The 19,164-nt window shown below is 60.0% G+C and carries 19 protein-coding genes; 14 read left to right on the top strand and 5 right to left on the bottom strand.

What is annotated here, in order from left to right; translation table 11 throughout:
- From VL688_00155 to VL688_00170, 4 genes are all read right to left on the bottom strand, one after another.
- On the bottom strand, positions 1-690 hold a 690-nt coding region (locus VL688_00155; GenBank protein ID HTL46460.1), incomplete at its 3' end, for a heavy metal-binding domain-containing protein.
- 13 nt (positions 691-703) lie between these two features.
- Entirely contained in the window at positions 704-3,985 is a 3,282-nt protein-coding gene (locus VL688_00160; protein ID HTL46461.1) for a CusA/CzcA family heavy metal efflux RND transporter, read from the bottom strand.
- Positions 3,982-5,094 (bottom strand): efflux RND transporter periplasmic adaptor subunit, encoded by a 1,113-nt coding sequence (locus VL688_00165; GenBank protein HTL46462.1) that lies wholly within the window; start codon positions 5,092-5,094, stop codon positions 3,982-3,984. Before VL688_00165 ends, VL688_00160 begins: the two co-directional genes overlap by 4 nt.
- A gap of 54 nt (positions 5,095-5,148) precedes the next feature.
- Complete coding sequence (locus VL688_00170) at positions 5,149-5,478, bottom strand: hypothetical protein (GenBank protein HTL46463.1); 330 nt, start codon at positions 5,476-5,478, stop codon at positions 5,149-5,151.
- 172 nt (positions 5,479-5,650) lie between these two features.
- Between VL688_00170 and VL688_00175 the strand changes: the two genes are divergently transcribed.
- The 3 genes from VL688_00175 to VL688_00185 all read left to right on the top strand — a co-directional run bounded on the left by VL688_00175 (position 5,651) and on the right by VL688_00185 (position 8,542).
- Entirely contained in the window at positions 5,651-6,235 is a 585-nt protein-coding gene (locus tag VL688_00175) for a hypothetical protein (GenBank protein HTL46464.1), read from the top strand.
- Between the two features lie 58 nt (positions 6,236-6,293).
- Positions 6,294-8,015 carry an HTTM domain-containing protein gene (locus tag VL688_00180; protein ID HTL46465.1) on the top strand — a complete coding sequence of 574 codons (1,722 nt, stop codon included), beginning with the start codon at positions 6,294-6,296 and terminating at the stop codon, positions 8,013-8,015.
- 77 nt (positions 8,016-8,092) lie between these two features.
- Entirely contained in the window at positions 8,093-8,542 is a 450-nt protein-coding gene (locus VL688_00185) for a low affinity iron permease family protein (GenBank protein HTL46466.1), read from the top strand.
- Here the strand turns inward: VL688_00185 and VL688_00190 are convergent.
- Complete coding sequence (locus tag VL688_00190) at positions 8,524-8,976, bottom strand: CBS domain-containing protein (protein HTL46467.1); 453 nt, start codon at positions 8,974-8,976, stop codon at positions 8,524-8,526. The genes VL688_00185 and VL688_00190 overlap by 19 nt on opposite strands.
- 185 nt (positions 8,977-9,161) lie before the next feature.
- On the opposite strand from VL688_00190, the gene VL688_00195 reads away from it, so the two are divergent.
- From VL688_00195 to VL688_00245, 11 genes are all read left to right on the top strand, one after another.
- Entirely contained in the window at positions 9,162-9,857 is a 696-nt protein-coding gene (locus VL688_00195; GenBank protein ID HTL46468.1) for an RES family NAD+ phosphorylase, read from the top strand.
- Positions 9,858-9,938: 81 nt separating this feature from the next.
- Positions 9,939-11,228 carry an MFS transporter gene (locus VL688_00200; GenBank protein HTL46469.1) on the top strand — a complete coding sequence of 430 codons (1,290 nt, stop codon included), beginning with the start codon at positions 9,939-9,941 and terminating at the stop codon, positions 11,226-11,228.
- 150 nt (positions 11,229-11,378) lie between these two features.
- Positions 11,379-12,113: a hypothetical protein gene (locus VL688_00205; GenBank protein HTL46470.1), complete on the top strand. Its 735-nt coding sequence runs from the start codon at positions 11,379-11,381 to the stop codon at positions 12,111-12,113.
- Between the two features lie 31 nt (positions 12,114-12,144).
- Entirely contained in the window at positions 12,145-12,672 is a 528-nt protein-coding gene (locus tag VL688_00210; protein ID HTL46471.1) for a DUF488 domain-containing protein, read from the top strand.
- Between the two features lie 102 nt (positions 12,673-12,774).
- Complete coding sequence (locus VL688_00215; GenBank protein HTL46472.1) at positions 12,775-13,077, top strand: hypothetical protein; 303 nt, start codon at positions 12,775-12,777, stop codon at positions 13,075-13,077.
- Positions 13,078-13,090: 13 nt separating this feature from the next.
- Positions 13,091-13,441 (top strand): rhodanese-like domain-containing protein, encoded by a 351-nt coding sequence (locus tag VL688_00220; GenBank protein ID HTL46473.1) that lies wholly within the window; start codon positions 13,091-13,093, stop codon positions 13,439-13,441.
- An 87-nt stretch (positions 13,442-13,528) separates the two neighbouring features.
- Positions 13,529-14,047, top strand: a complete 519-nt coding sequence (gene sixA / locus VL688_00225; protein ID HTL46474.1) for a phosphohistidine phosphatase SixA — start codon at positions 13,529-13,531, stop codon at positions 14,045-14,047.
- Between the two features lie 128 nt (positions 14,048-14,175).
- Positions 14,176-15,168, top strand: a complete 993-nt coding sequence (locus VL688_00230) for an ROK family protein (GenBank protein HTL46475.1) — start codon at positions 14,176-14,178, stop codon at positions 15,166-15,168.
- Positions 15,165-16,724: an HD domain-containing protein gene (locus VL688_00235; protein ID HTL46476.1), complete on the top strand. Its 1,560-nt coding sequence runs from the start codon at positions 15,165-15,167 to the stop codon at positions 16,722-16,724. Before VL688_00230 ends, VL688_00235 begins: the two co-directional genes overlap by 4 nt.
- 2 nt (positions 16,725-16,726) lie before the next feature.
- A complete protein-coding gene (gene ppk1, locus VL688_00240; GenBank protein ID HTL46477.1) occupies positions 16,727-18,862 on the top strand; it encodes a polyphosphate kinase 1 in 2,136 nt (711 codons plus the stop codon).
- Positions 18,863-18,924: 62 nt separating this feature from the next.
- Positions 18,925-19,164 (top strand): hypothetical protein (locus VL688_00245; protein ID HTL46478.1); only part of this gene is annotated, 240 nt, incomplete at its 3' end.

The raw sequence follows: 19,164 nt of genomic DNA on the forward strand, positions 1-19,164 counted from the left end.
GCTTGTCTGGCTGCGCGCGCGGAGTTCCAAGATCTGACCCAGAAGGACCAGCACGGTAATGGCCGCGGCGACTTCGAAATAAACTTCGATGTGTCCATCTTCGCCGTGGAACGACGAAGGAAAAATGCCGGGGCAAAGCACGGCCGCTGCGCTGAAAAGGTAAGCCGCACCCGTGCCCATGGCAATCAAGGTGAACATGTTGAGGCTGCGGTGCCTGAGCGACAGGGCCGCGCGCTCGAAAAAGGGCCAGCCGCCCCAGGCAATGACCGGGGTGGCGAGTAAGAACTGGATCCACGGGAACCAGGAGGCGTGCATCAACGGTGAAAGGAACGGCAGCATGCCTCCCATGGCGCCGGCCAATAACGGCAGCGTCAGAAGAAGGCTGATTCCAAAACGCCGCGCCATGCTTTCCAGCTCGGTATTTTTTTCCTCCATTTCTCCGCCGGAGGCCTTAAGTTCCAAGGCCATGCCGCATTTCGGACAAACGCCGGGGGAAGAGCGGGCGATCTCGGGGTGCATCGGGCAAGTGTAAGCGGGCGAGCCCGCGGGAATTTCTTTGGGCTCGAGCGCCATGCCGCATTTGGGACACGCTCCCGGACGCTTCTGTTCGATTTCCGGGTGCATGGGGCAGGTATAACCGGCGCCCGGTTTCTTTTCCGCGCCTGAATCGCCGTGACAGCAATGAGGCATGGCGTCCTCCTTTTTATTCTTCAACGCCGGCTTTTTTGTGACGAGCGTTTTCCGAAAGCGCCCGGCTTTTCCACAAGGAGAAAAGCGCGGGATAAACCAGGAGCTCTAAAATGAAAGAGCTGATAAGCCCGCCGACCATGGGCGCGGCAACCCGTTTCATCATATCGGCACCCGTGCCGTCCGAGCCCATGATCGGAAGCAGGCCTACAAGCGCAGCCATGACCGTCATGATTTTCGGCCGCACGCGCTTGACCGCGCCATGGACAATGGCCTCGTCCAAATCGCTTTTGGAATTCATCCGGCCTTCGCGCACGGCGTCATTGTAGGCCAGATCGAGATAGAGCAGCATGAAGACGCCTGTTTCCGCATCAAGCCCCATGAGCGCGATCATGCCCACCCAGACCGCGATTGAAACATTGTAGCCCAAAATATAAAGGAGCCATACGGCGCCGACGAGGGAAAACGGCACGGCAAGCAGTACAATGCCCGTCTTCACCGCGGATTTGGTATTCATGTAAAGCAGCAGCGCGATCAGGAACAGCGTGAACGGCAAAACGACCTTCAGCCGCTCCCGGACGCGCTGCATGTTTTCGTACTGCCCGCTCCAAACAAGGTGATAGCCCGACGGCAGGGAAACGCCGCGCTGCACAATGTCCTTGGCTTCTTTCACGAAGCCGCCGACGTCACGGCCCGCGATGTCGATGTAGACATAACCCGCGAGCATGCCGTTCTCATTGCGGATCATGCCCGGCCCCTCGACTTTCCGGATGTCGGCAAGGAGCGACAGCGGGACTTTCTTCCCGTCCGGCATGGAGATCAGGATCCTCTTCAGCGCGGGCAGGTTGTCGCGGAAATCGCTGAGATAACGGACGAGGACCGGATAACGCGCGCGGCCGTCGATCACGGTTGTTGCCGTCTCGCCGCCGACGGCGGTCATGACCATCGATTCCGCGTCTGCCACGGTCAGCCCGAAATGCGCGAGATGCTCGCGCTTCAGGTTGATGTCGAGAAAGTACCCGCCGGCCACGCGCTCGCTGTAAGCGCTTCGCACGCCGCGCACGCCGCCGAGTGTTTTCTCGAGCTCCTCGCCGATTTGCTGGATTTGGGTTAGATCCGGCCCCATGATCTTGATGCCGACAGGCGTGCGGATGCCGGTGGACAGCATGTCGATGCGGTTGCGGATCGGCATGGTCCAGATGTTGGGAATGCCCGGCAGGCGGAGTCCGGCATCCATGTGATGCACCAGTTCTTCGTAGCTGATGCGCCGTTCCGGAAGGATTTTCCGGAGCGATTCCGCCAGCGGTGACGGCACCCAGCCGGGAATTTCGCGCGGCACTTTGCGCCACTCGCTTTTCGGCTTCAGAAGCACGGTCGTCTCCACCATGGAAAACGGCGCAGGGTCGGTAGACGTTTCCGCCCGTCCTGCTTTGCCGAACACGCGTTCGACCTCGGGAAAACTTTTCAGGATCCTGCCCTGAATCTGCAGGACCCGCTCCGCCTCGGTTACCGACATGCCGGGGAAGGCGGTGGGCATGTAAAGGATGGAGCCTTCATTGAGCGGAGGCATGAACTCCGAGCCTAGCCGGAAATAAACCGGCACCGTGACGGCGACAAGCAGCAGGGCCGCAAGAACGGTTTTTTTCGGGTGGCGCAGCACCCAATGCACCGCGGGCTCGTACACGCGGAAAAGCGCGCGGCTCACGGGATGCTTTTCCTCCGGATAGTAGCGGCCGACCAGGACCCGGTTAGCAAGCCCCGCCAGCCAGCGCGGGCGGAAGACGTAGGGATCCATGCGCGTAAACAACATGCGCATGGCGGGGTCGAGCGTGACCGCGAGCACAGCGGCAAGGGCCATGGCGAGATTTTTGCTCATGGCCAGAGGCCGGAACAGGCGGCCTTCCTGGTCGACGAGCGTGAAGATGGGCATGAACGCCGCGGCAATCACCAGCAGCGAAAAGAAAACCGACGGGCCCACTTCCTGCAGCGCGCGCAGGCGCACTTCGTGATAATCGCCTTTGCGCCCGCCCGCATCCCAGAGCTGCAGTTTTTTATAAGCGTTTTCCACCTCGACGATGGCGCCGTCGACGAGGATACCGATGGAAATCGCGATGCCCGCGAGCGACATGATGTTCGAGGTGAGCCCGAGAAAATACATCGGGATGAAAGCCAGCAGCACGGAAATGGGAATGGTCGCGATCGGCACTATGGCCGAAGGGATGTGCCAGAGGAAGATGAGGATCACCAGGCTTACGATCACCATTTCCTCGCCGAGCGTGTGCTTGAGCGTATGGATCGATTCCTTGATCAGCTCCGAGCGGTCGTAGGTTTCAACGACCTCGACGCCTGGGGGAAGGCTCGATTTGAGCTCCTCCATTTTCTCCTTCACGCGCTGGATAACGTGCAGCGCATTTTCGCCGTGGCGCATCACCACGATACCGCCCACGGTGTCGCCCTGTCCGTCGAGGTCGGTGACGCCTCGCCGTATTTCGGGACCCCAGCGCACGCTTGCCACGTGCTTGAGCAGCACCGGCGTCATGCGGTCGTCGCCCATCCGCACGACGATACTTTCGAGGTCGTGCTTGGATTTGATGTAGCCGCGCGCGCGGACCATGAACTCGAATCCGGAAAATTCGATGAGGCGCGCTCCGGTTTCGCTGTTGCTCTTGCGCACGGCATCAACCACTTCCATGAGCGAAATGTTGTAAGATTGAAGCCGGTCCGGATTGACGAGGACCTGGTATTGCTTTTCATAACCGCCGACGCTTGCCACTTCCGCGACACCGGGCACGGATTGCAGCGCGTACCGGAGATACCAATCCTGCAATGAGCGCAGGTCGCCGAGATTTTGCTTTCCGGAACGGTCGACCAGCGCGTACTGGTAGACCCAGCCCACGCTTGTCGCGTCCGGGCCCAGCTCTGTTTTCACGCCTTCGGGAAGGCGGGGAAGGATCTTGCTCAGGTATTCGAGCACGCGGCTGCGCGCCCAGTAAAGGTCCGTGCCGTCTTCGAAGATGACGTAGACGTACGAATAGCCGAAATCGGAAAAGCCGCGCACGGCTTTCACCTTTGGCGTTCCCAGCATTGCGGCCACAATGGGGTAGGTGACCTGGTCTTCCAGGATGTCGGGGCTGCGGTCCCACTTGGAATAGACGATCACCTGCGTGTCGGAAAGATCGGGGAGCGCGTCCAGCCGGATGCTGCGTACGCACCACACCGCCGAAAAAAGCGCGACGCCGGTGAGAATCAGCACCAGGAATTTATTGCGGGCTGAAAAGGCAATAATTTTCTCGATCATTGCGGATGCCGGTGCCCGCTCGCGGGCGCCGCCTCCGTTGTTTTGCCGGCCGTAAAGCCCTGCGCCGCCGCGCGGAGCCGGGATTCGGAATCGATGAGAAAAGCGGCGGAAGTGACGACGGTCTCGCCTTCTTTGAGCCCGTCGAGGATTTCCACGTAGCCGTCGCCTTCCATGCCGGTCATGACCTGCCGCGGTTCGATGCGGTCTTCGCCCTGGCCCACGAAAACGACCTTCGAAAAACCGGAATCGAGGACGGCCTCTTCGGGAACGACGAGCTTGTCCCCGAGCTCGACCTCGATACGCATGTCCACCGCCATGCCGGCCTTCAAAGCGTCGCCCTTATCGGTATCGATGCGCACGCGAAGTTTGCGGGGAAATTCGTTCAGGATGGGATCGGTCGTCCGGACCACGCCTTCGAAAACTTTCCCGGGAAGCGCAGGGGAGGCCATCATGACATGCTGCCCGGGCCTGACGAGTTCGGAATCCGATTCGTAAAGGTCCGCGTCCACCCACCCATGGCCTTGCGGAAGCTCGAGCGTCGCCGGAGAGTAGATGCTTGCGAGGATTTTCGGATCGAAGCTCGTATCCCGGATCTGCTTGAATTGTTCGTCGCTGAGCCCGGCCAGGCGCAGCTTGAGCTCGGCCAGTTCCATGAGCTTCTCCGCGCGGTCCCTGATTTTTTCCGTGGTGTTCACGCGTGATTTCCGGAAAGCGACGTAGGCCTCGCGATACTCGGTGAAGGCCGTGGCCACGTCGGGATTGTAGGCCGCATGCCCCACGGTATGCACGCTGTAAACAAGCGGCTTGATCTGCGCCTTATCCTTGGTGACGCCGATCAGCTGCTGGCGCGCGGGACTGATCTGCACGGCGGCACGGCCGTTGATGAGCCCTTCATTCGACGTTTCCGTGACGTGTACGAGCGGCATCCCGCAGATGGGGCATTTGCCCGGCTTGTCCGAGACGATCCAGGGATGCATCGAGCATTGGTAATAATCGGAAGCTGGCGCGGCGTGATCGTGTCCGGCGTGGGCGTGCTCCTCCGCCAGGCCCGCGGACGGGAAAGGCAGAAACGCGAAAGATACCATCAGAAACGCGACGAGAAACTTCATGAGACACCTCTTTCCGTAAGAATGAGAAAACGAAACGGACGCGGAAAGAGAATTCTAAATGCGCAGGACGGAGGAGAAAGCGAAGGGATCAAGGAAAGGCTGAGGCGGTGAAGACGAAAGGAGCGATGCTTCAAAATTCCGGGACACGGGCGCTTCGCGGGAAGGCGCGGCCGGAACGAAGACGTTTTGCGGCGCCGGAGAATCCGCCTTTTCCTTGAGCGCCAGCGAACCGCAATCGCGCGCGATCACGGTTTTAGAGCAGCAGGAACAGGCGGTTTTTTGGATCTTCAGCGTTCCGTCCTGAGCCATGGCCGGGCAGTGGCAGGCGAAAAGGACGGCCGGAACCAGCACCAGGAAGGCGACCAAAAAACGCGCGGTTTTCATAGAATCTCCTTAAGAGAACAGTAGCATTGGCCAGGGGCTCATGTCAATCGTGGTTTTAGCGGTCAACCGCATGGCGGCTACTAGCAAATCATAGCAAACCGCCGGTACTGCTTTGGCGTTCCTTCTCCAGGTGCTATGGTTTCAAAGTAACCAGTCTAAAGGGGGAAATTCCATGAGGCTCAAAACCGCCGCCGTTGTCCTGACGTTCCTGCTTCTTGCCTTCCTTCCTTCCGCGTTCAGCCAGGAAATGAATTCTCCGACAAAAGACGAAAGGCCCACGGTGAGAGCTGACAAAGCGCCGCCCGCCAATTTCGGGAGCTCGCGCTATACGGAAGAAGAAAACGACGTCCTTTTCCCGGCGGATCCGGCCGCGGCTTCCGCGCATCCTTCCGGCGCCATCGACGACCGCACCGTGCCGGCACCGCCACTCGCCGAAGGCAGCGGTGATCAGGCGGTAAATCCCATCGACGATAAATCCTACGTCGGCGGCATCGATGATCACTCCTTTCAGGCCGAGCCCTCGCCGAGCGCGGGCATCGACGATCTCTCGTACACGGCCGAACCTTCCCCGAGCGCGGCGAATCCGATCGACGATAAATCCTACGTCGGCGGCATCGACGATCATTCCTTCCAGGCCGAACCTTCGCCGAGCGCGGGCATCGACGATCATTCGTATCAGGCTGCACCCTCGCCGAGCGCGATTATCGATGACCATTCCTATCTGTCGGGCGCGCCGATCGACGATAAGTCCTACTAAGCCGCTTTTCTTCCTGAAAATCCTTTAGGCCGGCACCCCGGCCGCCGTATAATTCCGCATGCGATCCAAGCTCCAAAATATTTTCGGATGCGACCTCCGCTCCCTCGCGCTTTTCCGCATGGTCCTCGGCCTCCTTCTCATCGCCGATCTGGCGGTGCGTCTTCCGGACATCGTTTCCTTTTATACGGATGCCGGACTGCTCCCGCGCGCCGCGGCCATGGCTTCGGCCCTGCCCGCGGGCCGGCTTTCGTTTTATTTTTTGAACGGCAGCACGGGCTATGCGCTTGTTCTATTCGGAATTTCCGCCTTGGCCGCGCTGGCTCTTGCCGCCGGACTTTTTACGCGCGCCGCGGCCGCGGTCTCATGGCTGATGCTCATGTCCCTGCACAACCGCAACATCCTCGTCGACAACGCGTCGAGCGAGTTCCTGCGGCTGCTTCTTTTCTGGTCTCTCTTCCTGCCGATGGGGGAACGTTTCAGCGTGGACCGCTTCCTGAAGCCCGCGCCCGGCGGGCCGCAGCAGCGTGAGACTTCCGCGGCCACGGCCGCGCTGCTCGTGCAGGTGGCCTGTGTTTATTTTTTTACCGGCCTGATGAAAGCCGAGTACGAGGGCTGGCACACCGGCGCCTCGCTTGTTCTGGGCATCGCGGACGAACAGAACAGCACGCCTCTGGCGATGATGTTCCTGCAGCATCCGGCGCTCGTGGCCGCGCTCGGCCGCGGGGTGCTGTTTCTCGAGCTCGCGGGCCCTGTCCTTCTTTTCTTTCCCATAAAAAATTTATTTTTCCGCGCCGCGGCGCTCGCAGGCTTCCTGGCCATGCAGGCCGGCATCGCGCTCACGCTGAACGTCGGGCTTTTCCCCGCGATTTCCATGGCGGCCTTCCTTCCTTTCCTTCCCTCCGAGTTCTGGGAAGCACTGGGCGGCTCTTCGCATGCGAAGGAAGCACGGCGCGGCCCAACCTGGCTGGCCCGCAATTTCCTCGCGGGAATTTGCCTGGTTTACGTGCTCGTCTACAACCTGCAGAGCGTGAAGGCGCTGCATTTCCGCGTGCCGAAACCGCTGCAGATTTTCGGCCATGCGGCAGGGCTCACCCAGGAATGGGGCATGTTCGCGCAGCTGCGCGGCAACCTCAACTGGTTCGTGGCCTGGGGCCGCCTCGAAAACGGGCAGGAGATGGATTTGTGGAAAAACCGGCCGGTGAGCTGGGAAAAGCCGACCCTCATCGCTCCCACGTACCGCAACGAACAGTGGCGCAAATACCTGAACACCACGACGAAATATTATCCCCGGCAGCTGCGCTACTTCACCGCGGATGCCTGCCGCGCCTGGGACGCGAAACATGGGGAAGGGGAAAAGCTCCGCGAAGCCGCGCTTTATTTTTTGACGCGTCTGCGCCGGCCCGACGGCACTTACGCGCCCGTGAAAAAACTCCTCCTGTGGAAATCTCCGTGCTCCTGGGATCTTGGGCCGCGGCCGGGAGAAATGTCCGAACGCGAAAAAGGCGGGAAGCTGTCGGCCCTCGGCGAAGTCAAAGACGGCGTGCGCGACGGAGAATGGACGTTCTGGTATCCGGACGGGGGGATGAAGGAACACGGCTATTACCAGAAAGGCCTTCAAACCGGATTCTGGCAGTCCTGGTACCAGGATGCCGCTCCCCAGGAGGAACGTTACTACAACGAAGGCAAGGCGCAGGGGCGCTGGAACCGCTGGCCGCCGCAGGGCGGCAGGCCGGCCAGCACCTGCTATGACAAAGGCCGCGAAGTCACCTGCCCGGGATGAGGCTTCCTCCGCTTTTGATATAATAGAAGAGCGACATCGGAGGAAGTATGGGATGCTTCAAAAAAATCTTCAACTGGATGGCCACCCGCGTGGCTTGCGCGAGCGGTCATCCCACGGCTTTTCTGACAGCCGTCTCCGTCGTCCTGGTCTGGGCCGTTACCGGGCCCCTTTTTCACTTCAGCGATACCTGGCAGCTGGTCATCAATACCGGCACCACGATCGTGACCTTCCTCATGGTCTTTCTGATCCAGAACACGCAGAACCGCGACAACGAAGCCATTCAATTGAAGCTGGACGAGCTGATCCGCTCCACGTCCGGCGCCCACAATTTCCTTCTGAATATCGAAGACCTCACGGAAGAAGAGCTCCAGCTCATCAAAAAGCGCTACTCAGAACTCGCCGTAAAAGTCCGCGAGGAACTGAAGATCGGAAAAAAAGACCTCGGCAATCCCGAAATCCGGCTCTCGGTCGAAAAGGAAAAAGCGGCCGCCTCCAAGAAAGCCAAGGCTCAAAAGCCCGAGAAATAAGCAGGCTTTCCCGTGCCGGGGCGCGACACTTCTTCCAGGACTTTTTCGGACAAGTCTTTTTTGTCGCAGTGCAGCGCCAGGTCGCCCAGCGAAATCATGCCGATCGGGCTGTTGTTCGTGTCGGTCACGATCATGCGCCGCACTCTTTTCTCCTTCATGATGCCGACCGCCCGTTCGAGATCGTAACTCGCGGGACAGCTCAGCACTTCCGCGCTCATCACTTCTTTGACCTGGGTCTTCACGGGATCCAGCCCTTTGGCAATGGCTCGAACCACGATGTCGCGGTCCGTGATGAAACCGATTGCCGTATTGGCTTTGTCGCATACCGGCAGGGCGCCGACGTCCCAGTTTCTCATCTCCTCGGCCGCTTCCTGCAATGTGGCCTCCGGTTCGATCGTCTGAACGTGAGTTGTCATGAGTTCTTTGAGTTTCATACGGCCTCCTTTCTCCAGAATGGTTCTAAAATATTAGGAGCGATGGGCCAATCAGGAAGACTAGGAAAAAAGCCGGGGATTTTCCGCGCCGCGCCGTACGATATTTGCTCAAAATGATTTTTCCCGCGATAACGTTCTTGTGCTTTGCTTTGCCGCGCTTAAAATGATCGCAAAGGACGTGAGCCATGCAGGATAAACACGCGGCAGGGCACTGGTTCGACCGCCACTGCTATGACAAAAACCGCGGCCGCTTTTTTCTGACGGAACCTTGGGAAAAGCTGGAAAAAGAAATCCTCGACTCCTGCGGGAAGCGGCATGTCACGCTTTCGCGCGGGGACTGCCTTTACCGCGCCCGGGCCGTGGACAGCGGGATCCCGCAGCAGATCAGCGCGCCGGAACCGGAGGAAGCGCGTCCCGGCCGTTTCAATCCTCAGGGCATTTCCTGCCTTTACCTTTCCGGGAAACCCAAGACCGCGATCGCGGAAGCGGCCGCCGAAGCCGATGTCCTGCTCGCGCGTTTTGAAATGATCAAGGAGCAGCAGCTCGTCAACACGCGCGGCGCGGAAGACGGATCCCGCCGGCTTCCCTGGTTCTTCGACCAGCCGCGCGAGGCGCTCATCTGGGAATGCCTCAGCGATTTTCTTTCCCTGCCGGTTCCTGCGGCGCAGGAAGATCTTTGTTATTCCTTTTCCCGGCGGCTGGCCGCGGCTTTCCGCGAAAAAGGCTTCGACGGCATCCGCTATCCCAGCGCTTACGACGCTTCCGGATGGAACGTCGCGCTCTTCGATCCCCGCGCGGCCGCGCCCGTTTTCACCGAGTTTCGCCGCGTTTACCCCGAACCCCGCGCCGTCCGGCCTGCGGCTCCTTCCAAGGTCGCTTGACCTCCTTTCGCCTTTTGCGTCCTCTCTTGTCTTTTGGTGCCATAACCGTAGAATGAACCCTTAATCTGAAGGCATTCATTTATGGAAAAATCTTCCGGCGGCTTTTTCCGCGCGCTGGGTTCGCGTAATTACCGTCTTTTTTTTGCGGGGCAAAGCCTCTCTCTCATGGGCACCTGGGTCACGCAGGTGGCCACCACCTGGCTTGTTTACCGCCTGACCCATTCTGCGATGTGGCTGGGGCTGGTGGGTTTCTCGAGCCAGTTCCTTACTTTCCTGCTCGCGCCGGTGGCCGGCGTGCTCGCCGACCGCTGGAACCGGCGGCGCATCCTGATTGCCACCCAGATCCTCGGCATGCTCCAATCTTTCGCACTGGCTGCGCTCGCGCTGAGCGGGAAGATCACGGCCCCGCAGGTGCTGGTGCTCAGCATGGCCCAGGGCCTCATCAACGCGTTCGACGTGCCCGCGCGCCAGTCGCTGGTCGTGGACCTTGTGGAAAAAAGGGAGGACATGAGCAATGCCATCGCGCTCAATTCGCTCATGTTCAACAGCGCGCGCCTTGTGGGGCCTCCTCTGGCCGGCGTGCTGATCGCGGCCGCGGGCGAGGGGATTTGCTTTTTGATCGACGGCTTCAGTTATTTCGCGGTCATCCTGGCGCTCATCGCCCTGCGCGTGCAGCGGCGCCAGCGCCAGTCGGGCTCCAAGCACGTGTTCCTGGAATTGAAAGAGGGGATCGCCTACGCGTTTAAGACGCGGCCGATCCGCGCGCTGCTTCTCTACGTGGCCTTCATCAGTTTTTCAGGCATGCCTTACGCGGTGCTTCTGCCGATTTACGCCAAGGACATCTTTCAGGGCGGGGCGAATGCGTTCGGACTTTTGCTCGGCGCTTCAGGTGTAGGCGCGCTGATCGGCAGCGCGTATCTTGCCTCACGCAAATCGACGGACGGACTCGCGGCCGTGATCGTGGCCAACACCATGCTGTTCGGCGCGGCCATCCTGGCCTTTTCGGTTTCGCGCCTCTTCTGGCTGTCCGAGATACTCATGGTCCTGGTCGGTTTCGGCATGATCGCGCAGATGGCGTCCGGCAACACGCTGCTGCAGGCGCTCGTCGACGACGACAAGCGCGGCCGCGTGATGAGCCTGTTTGCCATGGCCTTCATGGGCACGATGCCGTTCGGCAGCCTTCTGGCCGGCCATGCCGCGGACGTCTTCGGCGCGCCCGCCACGCTCTTTGTTTCCGGCCTGATGTGCCTGGCCGTGGGCGCGGTTTGCGCGCGGCCGCTCATGCGCTACCACCCGCGCCGCAAGCATGCCTTTTCCGTACCCACGCAAGCCGTGAAAAAGACGGAATTGCCCATCAATCCCCTGGATTAGGCCGGAAAAAACGGGATTTTCCGTTCCCGCCGCCGGGTGTACAATAAAACCCTCCTCCCCAGGGCCGGTTCCTCCCCGGGCCGACACGGTCAATCTTCCGGCGAAATTGCCGTTCATTAATGCAGGCCGCCGCAGAAGGCGGCCGGGGAGATGACCATGAAAGTCCATCAGTCCTGTGCCGCTCCGAACCTCGTGATCCGCGTGGGAAATTCTCTGCATTGCGTCCGTCGGTGGTTCTACGCCATTCCTCTTGTAATCCTGATTGCCAATGCCCCGCACCTGGATTATCTTTCCTTCGGCGGCTTCGGCGACGGCACTGTCCGCGCGACAGCCATGGCCATCGTGCTGTCCGGCCTGCTGCTGCGGTTTTGGACCAGCGGCTCGACCGCCAGGACCGTCACGAAAAAAGACGGTGTGCATTTCCGTTTTTGTGACAGCGGGATTTATTCGGTCCTCCGGAACCCGTACTTCACGGCGGATTTTCTCATCGTCCTGGGCTTGTCCATGCTGCTCATGCTTCCGCCGCTCATCCTGATTTCGCTTGGAACGTTTCTCGCGCTTTCGCTGCCCATACTCTGGGCGCGTGAGTCCGCGCTCCACATGCTCTATCCCGAAGCCTACGAAGAATACCGCGCGAAGGTGGGCAATGTGTTTCCTTCCTTTGTCCGGTTCAAATCGTCCGGCACGCGCTTTCGCTGGCGCGCGGCCATGGAAAAAGAAGGCAACATCCTGGGCGCGGCGGGGCTGCTCGTCATTTTCATGGAACAGTTCCGGCGCGTGACGCTCAGCGGGGACATGAACCCGCTGTGGGCGGTGGCCGCGCTCGCCTTTTTGTTTTTTTGCCTCGTCCTCGGCGCCTTTGACCGCACCGAACTCGCGGACTAACATCCCTTTTCCCCTCCGAGAAAGCTGCGGCATGCTTTACGCACTCGGGCATTCGACCCGTCCGATCGACGCTTTTATTGCCATCCTCAAAGCGCACGGCATCCGCTGCCTGGCGGACATCCGCACGGTCCCCAAGTCGCGGCATAACCCGCAGTACAACGGGGATGCGCTGAAGCGCAGCCTGCGAAAAGAAAAAATCCGGTACGTGCACCTGAAAGACCTGGGCGGGCTTCGGAAGGCGCGGCCGGATTCGGTGAACAAGGGCTGGCAAAACGCGAGTTTCCGCGGCTACGCGGATTACATGCAGACGCCCGAATTCGAAAAGGGCGTGAAAAAACTCCTGGGCCTCGCGGAAAAAAAGACCGTGGCGTTCATGTGCGCCGAAGGCAACCCGTTCCGCTGCCACCGTTCGCTTCTGGCTGACGCGCTTCTCGCGCGGGGCATCGAAGTCACGCAGATTTCCAGCCGCAAGCCCGGCCGCCTGCACAGGAAAACGCCCTTTGCCCGCATCCGCGGCCGCAAAGTCACGTATCCTGCCCCAAAGCCCGCCCGCGCCTGAAAGGCTTTCAAGCGTTTCCCTGATTTGTCCCTCGGCGCCTGTGCCTAAAATAAGCTCGAGCAAGTCCCTTTAAAAAACGAAGCCAATCATTCGAGGTCTGTCATGAGGAACGAAACCACGATCGAGTCTGCAAGGCGCGCTTTACGGAAGGTCAAGCCGTCGACGCGCCGCAACATTTTCATCGGCCTTGTCGTCGCCGTCGTCGCCGCGCGAAAATGGCGTTTTCTGCCGGCTCTCGCCGCGCTGAAAGGCTGGGACTTGCCCCTGCGCGCCTATAAAAGGCTTCGCGGTGGTGCGGTGCCCAAACGCCGTGTCCGTACCCGCGCGCGGCGGGCCCGTCCCGCAGTGCATCGCCGGCACCGCGCCGCGTCCGTGCATGCTCATCCCATTCCGAAAGCCGCTTGAAAGGAGAACGACCATGTCTCTCAACGTGACGCCGAAGGTTCGAACCATGAGCAAGGAAGAACTCATCCGCCAGATTCAAAGCGGTTCGCAGATCCAGGTTTTGAACGTGCTGCCGCCGCAGTATTACAATCTGGGATTTATCGAAGGCTCCTTGAAAATTCCCGTGGACGAGCTGGACAAGCGCGACCGGGAACTGGACAAGAAAAAGCAGGTGGTGACGTATTGCGCGAGCCGCGAATGCGACGCGTCCCGCAGGGCCGCCGAAAAGCTCGCGGCCAAAGGCTTCGACGTTTACGCGTATGAGGGCGGGATCAAGGAGTGGAAAGAATGCGGGTACCCCGTCGAGCTGCCGTCCGCGGCCTAAAGGCGTGTAAAATCCAGGTAAAACGGGGGAAAAGAGGGGATAATTGTTATTGCGATTTCCTCCGGTTTCCGCGACAATGGCGCGCGTATGGAACTCTACATCCTCCGGCACGGCATTGCCGTGGAACGCGGGGACAAACGCTACCTCAAGGACGATTCGCAAAGGCCTCTCACCCGCGAAGGCCGCGAGAAAATGCACCTCGGCGCGCTCGGCCTGAAGGCTGCCGGCGTCGAATTCGACGTGCTTATTTCCAGCCCTTACGTGCGCGCCCGCGAAACCGCCGAGATCGTGGCCCGCGTTTTTTCGGCCAGGAAAAAGCTGCAGTTCTCCGAAGGCCTCATTGCCGAGGCCAAGCCGCGCGCCTTTCTGAAAGAGATCCAGCGCCTTTCCGACGAATACGAAAGCGTGATGATCGTCGGCCACGAACCCTTTCTCGGCCGCCTCATCGGCCTGCTGCTGACCGACCAGCCGAACCTCCCGCTGGTCCTGAAAAAAGGCGGTCTCTGCCATCTCAATCTCTCCGACAAAGAATACGGCATCATGACGCTTCTGATGCCCCATCATCTCCGCCGCATGGCGCGTAAGACCAAGCAGAAAAAGGTTTAAAGCAGTCTGCGGCTCCCTCGTTGGAAGATTCCCTCCAAAAAGGTATAATGTTCATTTTACAAAAGACTTACACGTCTTAAACCCAGACCTTACATCGCTTCATTAGAATAACGCAACCCGGGTGGCGCATGGCAAAGAAAAATCGCAAATATTTCATCGGCATGGATTTGGGCGGTACAAAACTCCTCACCGCCGTTCTCGACAAAACTTTTTCCGTCAAAGGCATGAGCAAATGCAAATGCGAGCCGAACCTCGGCGAGAAAGTTTTTTTCAGGACCCTCGTGGAAAACGTGGAGTTCGCGCTCGACGAAGCGAAGATCAGCCTCAAGCAGGTGGCCGCGATCGGCATGGGATGCCCAGGCATCATCAAAGACGGCGCCGTGAAACTCTCGCCGAACATTTCTTTTTTGAAAAATTATCCGCTGCGCGAACGGCTCAGGCGGCAGTTCAAAGTCCCGGCGGTCGTCGAGAACGACGCGAACGCAGGCCTTTACGGCGAGCAGCAGTTCGGCGCGGCCAAAGGCTATTCGCACGTGTGCGGCATTTTCATGGGGACAGGCGTGGGCGGCGCGTTCATCCTGGACGGGAAGCTCTACCGCGGCGCGACGGGCGCGGCCGGGGAAATCGGCCACACCTTCGTGACGCCGCCGGCTTTTCACGATCCTCAGCAATTTCCTGGGACGCTCGAAGCCATGACCGGACGCCTGGCGATTTCGTCGCAGGCCGCGCAGCTGGTCATGCGACAGCTGGCGCCGCATCTCTATCAGGAAGTGGGCTATGATGTCCGGAAAATCAAAAGCAAGCCGCTGCTCAAAGCCATTCAGGACGGGGATGCGGCCGTGAAAGATCTGATGATTTCCAAAGCGCGCCTGGTCGGGCTCTCCATGGCCAACATCGTGAATCTGTTGAGTCCGGAGCTTTTCGTCCTCGGCGGAGGAATGGTCGAGGCGCTCGAAGCCTGGATCATTCCGGAGGCACGCGACACCATGAAGCGCTACGCCATGGGACCGCTCGTGCAGGCCGTGAAAGTCGCGCCCGCGAAGCTGGGCGATTACGCGATCGTCAAGGGCGCGGCCAAGCTGGCCAGTGATGCGCTGTCGGCGAAGGGGAGCCGCGCATGACCGAAGCCGTCGTCACCAAACAAATCGTGGCCGTCATCGACATCGGCACCAGCGGCATCCGCATGATCGTGGCCGAGCTCGGCGGCAAAAGCGAAATCCGTTATCTGGAAAACCTGCAGAAGCCCATCCGCTTCGGCAAGGAAGTCTTCACGACCGGCCGCATCGGCAACGCGGCCATGCGCGAGGCCATCGAGATCCTGAAAAATTTCAAGTCCGTGGCCCAGAGTTATGCCGTGAACAAGATCCAGGCCATTGCCACGAGCGCGGTGCGCGAAGCCATGAACCGCGACAACTTCATCGACCAGGTCTACGTGCGGACAGGCATCGACATTGAGATCCTGGACGGTCCCGAGGAAAACCGCCTGGAGCTGATCGCCGTGGAACATGCGCTCGGCAACCAGATGGACCTGGGCACGAAGAACTGCCTCATCGTCGAAGTCGGCTCGGGCACGACCGAGATGATCATCTTGAACCAGGGTCAGGTGGAAATCACACGCACGATCGCGCTGGGCTCGCTGCGGCTTCCGGAAAAGACGAACCCGGGCAAGACCGAGCCGGCCGTGATGCAGCGGCTCCTGAAGCGCCACGTGCATGAGATCGCCGTTTATTCGGCGCGGGAATACAGCTTTTCGCAGGTGGACACGTTCATCGCGCTCGGCTCCGACATGCGCTTTGTCGCGGGCCAGCTCGGCGCCAAGGGGACGGAGCCTTTCGTGACGCTCGACCAGAAAGAATTCGTGGGCCTGGTCAACAAAATCGCCAAGCTCGCGCCGGAAAAAATCGCGGAGCAGTACGGCATTCCTTACGCGCAGGCGGAAACGCTTTATGCGTCGCTGCTCGTTTATCTCAACTTTTTGGGTGAGACCAAGGCGGAAAGCGTGGTGGTGCCGATGACAAGCATTCGCGACGGGCTTCTGCTCGAGCTCGCGCAGATGCTCTCGGGCTACAAGCGGACGGACGTTTCCAAGCAGGTCATCAATTCCGCGCGCCACCTGGCGGAGAAGTACAAATATGACAAGGGGCACGCGGGCTGCGTGACGTCGCTGGCCCTGAAGCTTTTCGACGCGCTCAAAAAAGACCACGGCATGGGATCCAAAGAAAGGCTGCTGCTGGAAGTCTCGGCCACGCTGCACGACATCGGCAGCTACATCGCGCCGACCAGCCATCATAAGCATTCGAGTTATCTCGTGGACACCGCGGACATCTTCGGACTGCGCAAGGCGGACCGCAATATCGTTTCCAATGTCGTGCGCTACCACCGGCGAGCCACGCCGCAGCCCTCGCACGTCGGGTACATGTCGCTGCCCAAGGAAGACCGCTCGGTCGTGTCGAAACTCGCGGCGCTCCTCCGGGTCGCGGACGCGCTCGACCACGGCCACCAGCAGAAGATCCGCAATTTCGTGCTCCGTCCCGGGGAAGATGCCTACATCCTGCTCGTTCCGGAAGAGCTGGGCGATATCAGCCTCGAGCGCAACAGCCTGCGTGAGAAAGGCGATCTGTTCGCCGACGTTTTCGGGGCGCCGATCGACATCAAACAGACAAGCGAGCCGCTTTGATCATGACCGCGACCGAGACCCCTAAATATTTTGACCGTGAGCTGTCATGGATCGAATTCAACGCCCGCGTTCTGGCCGAGGCCATGGACGAGACCAACCCGCTCATGGAGAGGATGAAATTCTCGGGGATCGCCAGCTCCAATTTCGACGAGTTCTTCATGGTGCGCCTGGCCAGCCTGGGCGACGGCCAGGAGATGCTCAAAGAAGTCTACGCGCGCGCCTTCAAGCTCATGGACCGGCAGCACGAGCATTTCGAGAAAACGCTCGCTCCCGAAATGGAAAAAGCGGGGATCCTGCGCGTACGGCCGCAGGGGCTTTCCGAAGCGCAGCGCGTTTACCTCAGCCAGCTCCTGCAAAAGGAACTGCTGCCGCTTCTGACGCCCATCGCGATCCGCGACGACCAGCCCGTGCCGGTCCTTGTGAACCTGAGCCTTTACCGCGTCGTGGAGCTGATGGACCCGGCCGAGGCGAAAAACCGGTACCACGCCATGATCGAGCTGCCCAAAAATTATCCGCGCCTCATCGCGCTTCCTTCCGAGACCGGCTACGCGTTCATCCTCCTGGAAGACGTGATTTCTCTTTTTGCGCCTGAACTTTTTTCCGGCTACGAGATCGTGGATCAGGGCCTTTTGCGCCTGACCCGCGGCGCCGAACTTTCGCTCGACGAAGAAAAAGACGAGGACTTTGCCAAGGTCATGACCGAAGCCCTGCGCCTGCGGCGCAAAAGTTTTTTCGTGCGCGTCGAGGCGTCAGGATCAGAAAAAATGATGGATTACATCACGAAGAGGCTGGAGGTGCCGGCGCACCGCGTCTACAAAAGCGGGGAGTGGATGGACCTCAAGAGCATTTCTCAGCTCGCGTTCCAGCCCCAGTTCGAAAATCTCCGCCGGCCAGCGTGGACTCCGCTTCCTTCCAGGGATTTCCAGGAACAGGACGTGTGGACGCTTCTCAAAGAGCGCGATGTCATCGTGCATCACCCGTACGAATCCTTCGATGCGTTTCTCCGCTTCCTGAAAGAAGCGTCGCAGGACCCGGATGTCCTGGCCATCAAGCAGACGCTTTACCGCGCGGCGCATCCCTCGGCCGTCATCGCGCACCTGGAAAAGGCCGCGGAAAATGGCAAGCAGGTGACCGTGCTCGTCGAACTCAAGGCGCGCTTCGACGAACAGCGCAACATCGAATGGGCGGAACGCCTCGTGAACGCGGGCGCCACCGTGCTCTACGGCGTGGCCGGCCTGAAGACGCATGCCAAATGCTGCCTTGTCGTTCGCCGCGAGACCGAAGGCATCAAGCGCTACCTGCACCTGTCCACCGGCAATTACAATGAAAGGACCGGGCGGCTTTATTCCGACCTCGGCTTTTTTACGAGCCAGGAAGAGATCACCTCCGACGTCGCCTCCTTTTTCAACGTGATCACGGGATTCTCGCACCCGGTCGGCTTCCGGAAGATCGAGATCGCGCCTTATGGCCTGCGCCGCAAGCTCGAGCGCCTGATCCTGCGCGAGGGCATGCGCAGCAACAAGCAGGAACCCGGTATGATCATGGCCAAGATGAATTCGCTCGTCGACCCGCAGATCATCGAGGCGCTTTACCGCGCGTCGCAGGCCGGCGTCAAAATCAAGCTGAACGTGCGCGGCATCTGCGCGCTGCGTCCCGGCGTGCCCGGCCTTTCCGAGAACATCGAGGTCGTCAGCATCGTGGACATGTTCCTCGAGCACAGCCGCATTTTTTATTTCCGGAACGGCGGGGACGAGGACGTGTTCCTGTCCAGCGCGGACTGGATGCCGCGCAACCTGGAAAAGCGGCTGGAGATCATGTTTCCCGTGGAAGACGACAAGCTCAAGAAATCGCTCATCGAGCTGCTCGGCCTTTACTTCAAGGACAACGTCAAATCCTGGGTGCTGCAGCCCGACGGCAGCTACCGCAGGAAAGAAGCGGGTGACGAAAAGAAATTCCGGGTGCAGGAGGCGCTTTGCAAAAAAGCGCTCCAGCAGGCCGAATCCGCCTCGAAAAGCACCGCCGTCCGCGATTTGAAACCTCAGAAACCCAAAATGGAAATGGGCGGAGACGGCAAAGACGCCGCGTCCGAACCCCTTGCCGCGTCCCGCGACATCAAGATCCTTCCGCCCGAGAAATAACGCCGGAATCCCGCCCCCGGAAAACGTTTTCCACCTTGCCCGCTTGGGTGTAAATTAGAGCCATGGCGTCCGACCCCTTACAAGCTGCGCAGGCCCTTTCGGCTTTTCTTCCTAGCGAGAGGATCATCACCGACGAGATGACGCGCTTTGCGCTGGGAACCGACGCGAGCTTTTACCGGCTCGTTCCCAAGCTCGTCGTGAAAGTGGAAAACGAGGACGAGACCGGCCGCGTCATGCGCGCCTGCCGTTCTCTTGAAATGCCGTTCACGTTCCGCGCGGCCGGCACCAGCCTTTCCGGCCAG

Source organism: Verrucomicrobiia bacterium (assembly GCA_035495615.1).
GTDB lineage: Bacteria > Omnitrophota > Omnitrophia > Omnitrophales > Aquincolibacteriaceae > DATJFP01.

Bases quoted from the DNA above. Each gene is read 5' to 3' on its own strand.
- VL688_00160 (HTL46461.1), bottom strand. From the start codon at position 3,985: ATGATCGAGAAAATTATTGCCTTTTCAGCCCGCAATAAATTCCTGGTG.
- VL688_00165 (HTL46462.1), bottom strand. From the start codon at position 5,094: ATGAAGTTTCTCGTCGCGTTTCTGATGGTATCTTTCGCGTTTCTGCCT.
- VL688_00170 (HTL46463.1), bottom strand. From the start codon at position 5,478: ATGAAAACCGCGCGTTTTTTGGTCGCCTTCCTGGTGCTGGTTCCGGCC.
- VL688_00175 (HTL46464.1), top strand. From the start codon at position 5,651: ATGAGGCTCAAAACCGCCGCCGTTGTCCTGACGTTCCTGCTTCTTGCC.
- VL688_00180 (HTL46465.1), top strand. From the start codon at position 6,294: ATGCGATCCAAGCTCCAAAATATTTTCGGATGCGACCTCCGCTCCCTC.
- VL688_00185 (HTL46466.1), top strand. From the start codon at position 8,093: ATGGCCACCCGCGTGGCTTGCGCGAGCGGTCATCCCACGGCTTTTCTG.
- VL688_00190 (HTL46467.1), bottom strand. From the start codon at position 8,976: ATGAAACTCAAAGAACTCATGACAACTCACGTTCAGACGATCGAACCG.
- VL688_00195 (HTL46468.1), top strand. From the start codon at position 9,162: ATGCAGGATAAACACGCGGCAGGGCACTGGTTCGACCGCCACTGCTAT.
- VL688_00200 (HTL46469.1), top strand. From the start codon at position 9,939: ATGGAAAAATCTTCCGGCGGCTTTTTCCGCGCGCTGGGTTCGCGTAAT.
- VL688_00205 (HTL46470.1), top strand. From the start codon at position 11,379: ATGACCATGAAAGTCCATCAGTCCTGTGCCGCTCCGAACCTCGTGATC.
- VL688_00210 (HTL46471.1), top strand. From the start codon at position 12,145: ATGCTTTACGCACTCGGGCATTCGACCCGTCCGATCGACGCTTTTATT.
- VL688_00215 (HTL46472.1), top strand. From the start codon at position 12,775: ATGAGGAACGAAACCACGATCGAGTCTGCAAGGCGCGCTTTACGGAAG.
- VL688_00220 (HTL46473.1), top strand. From the start codon at position 13,091: ATGTCTCTCAACGTGACGCCGAAGGTTCGAACCATGAGCAAGGAAGAA.
- sixA (HTL46474.1), top strand. From the start codon at position 13,529: ATGGAACTCTACATCCTCCGGCACGGCATTGCCGTGGAACGCGGGGAC.
- VL688_00230 (HTL46475.1), top strand. From the start codon at position 14,176: ATGGCAAAGAAAAATCGCAAATATTTCATCGGCATGGATTTGGGCGGT.
- VL688_00235 (HTL46476.1), top strand. From the start codon at position 15,165: ATGACCGAAGCCGTCGTCACCAAACAAATCGTGGCCGTCATCGACATC.
- ppk1 (HTL46477.1), top strand. From the start codon at position 16,727: ATGACCGCGACCGAGACCCCTAAATATTTTGACCGTGAGCTGTCATGG.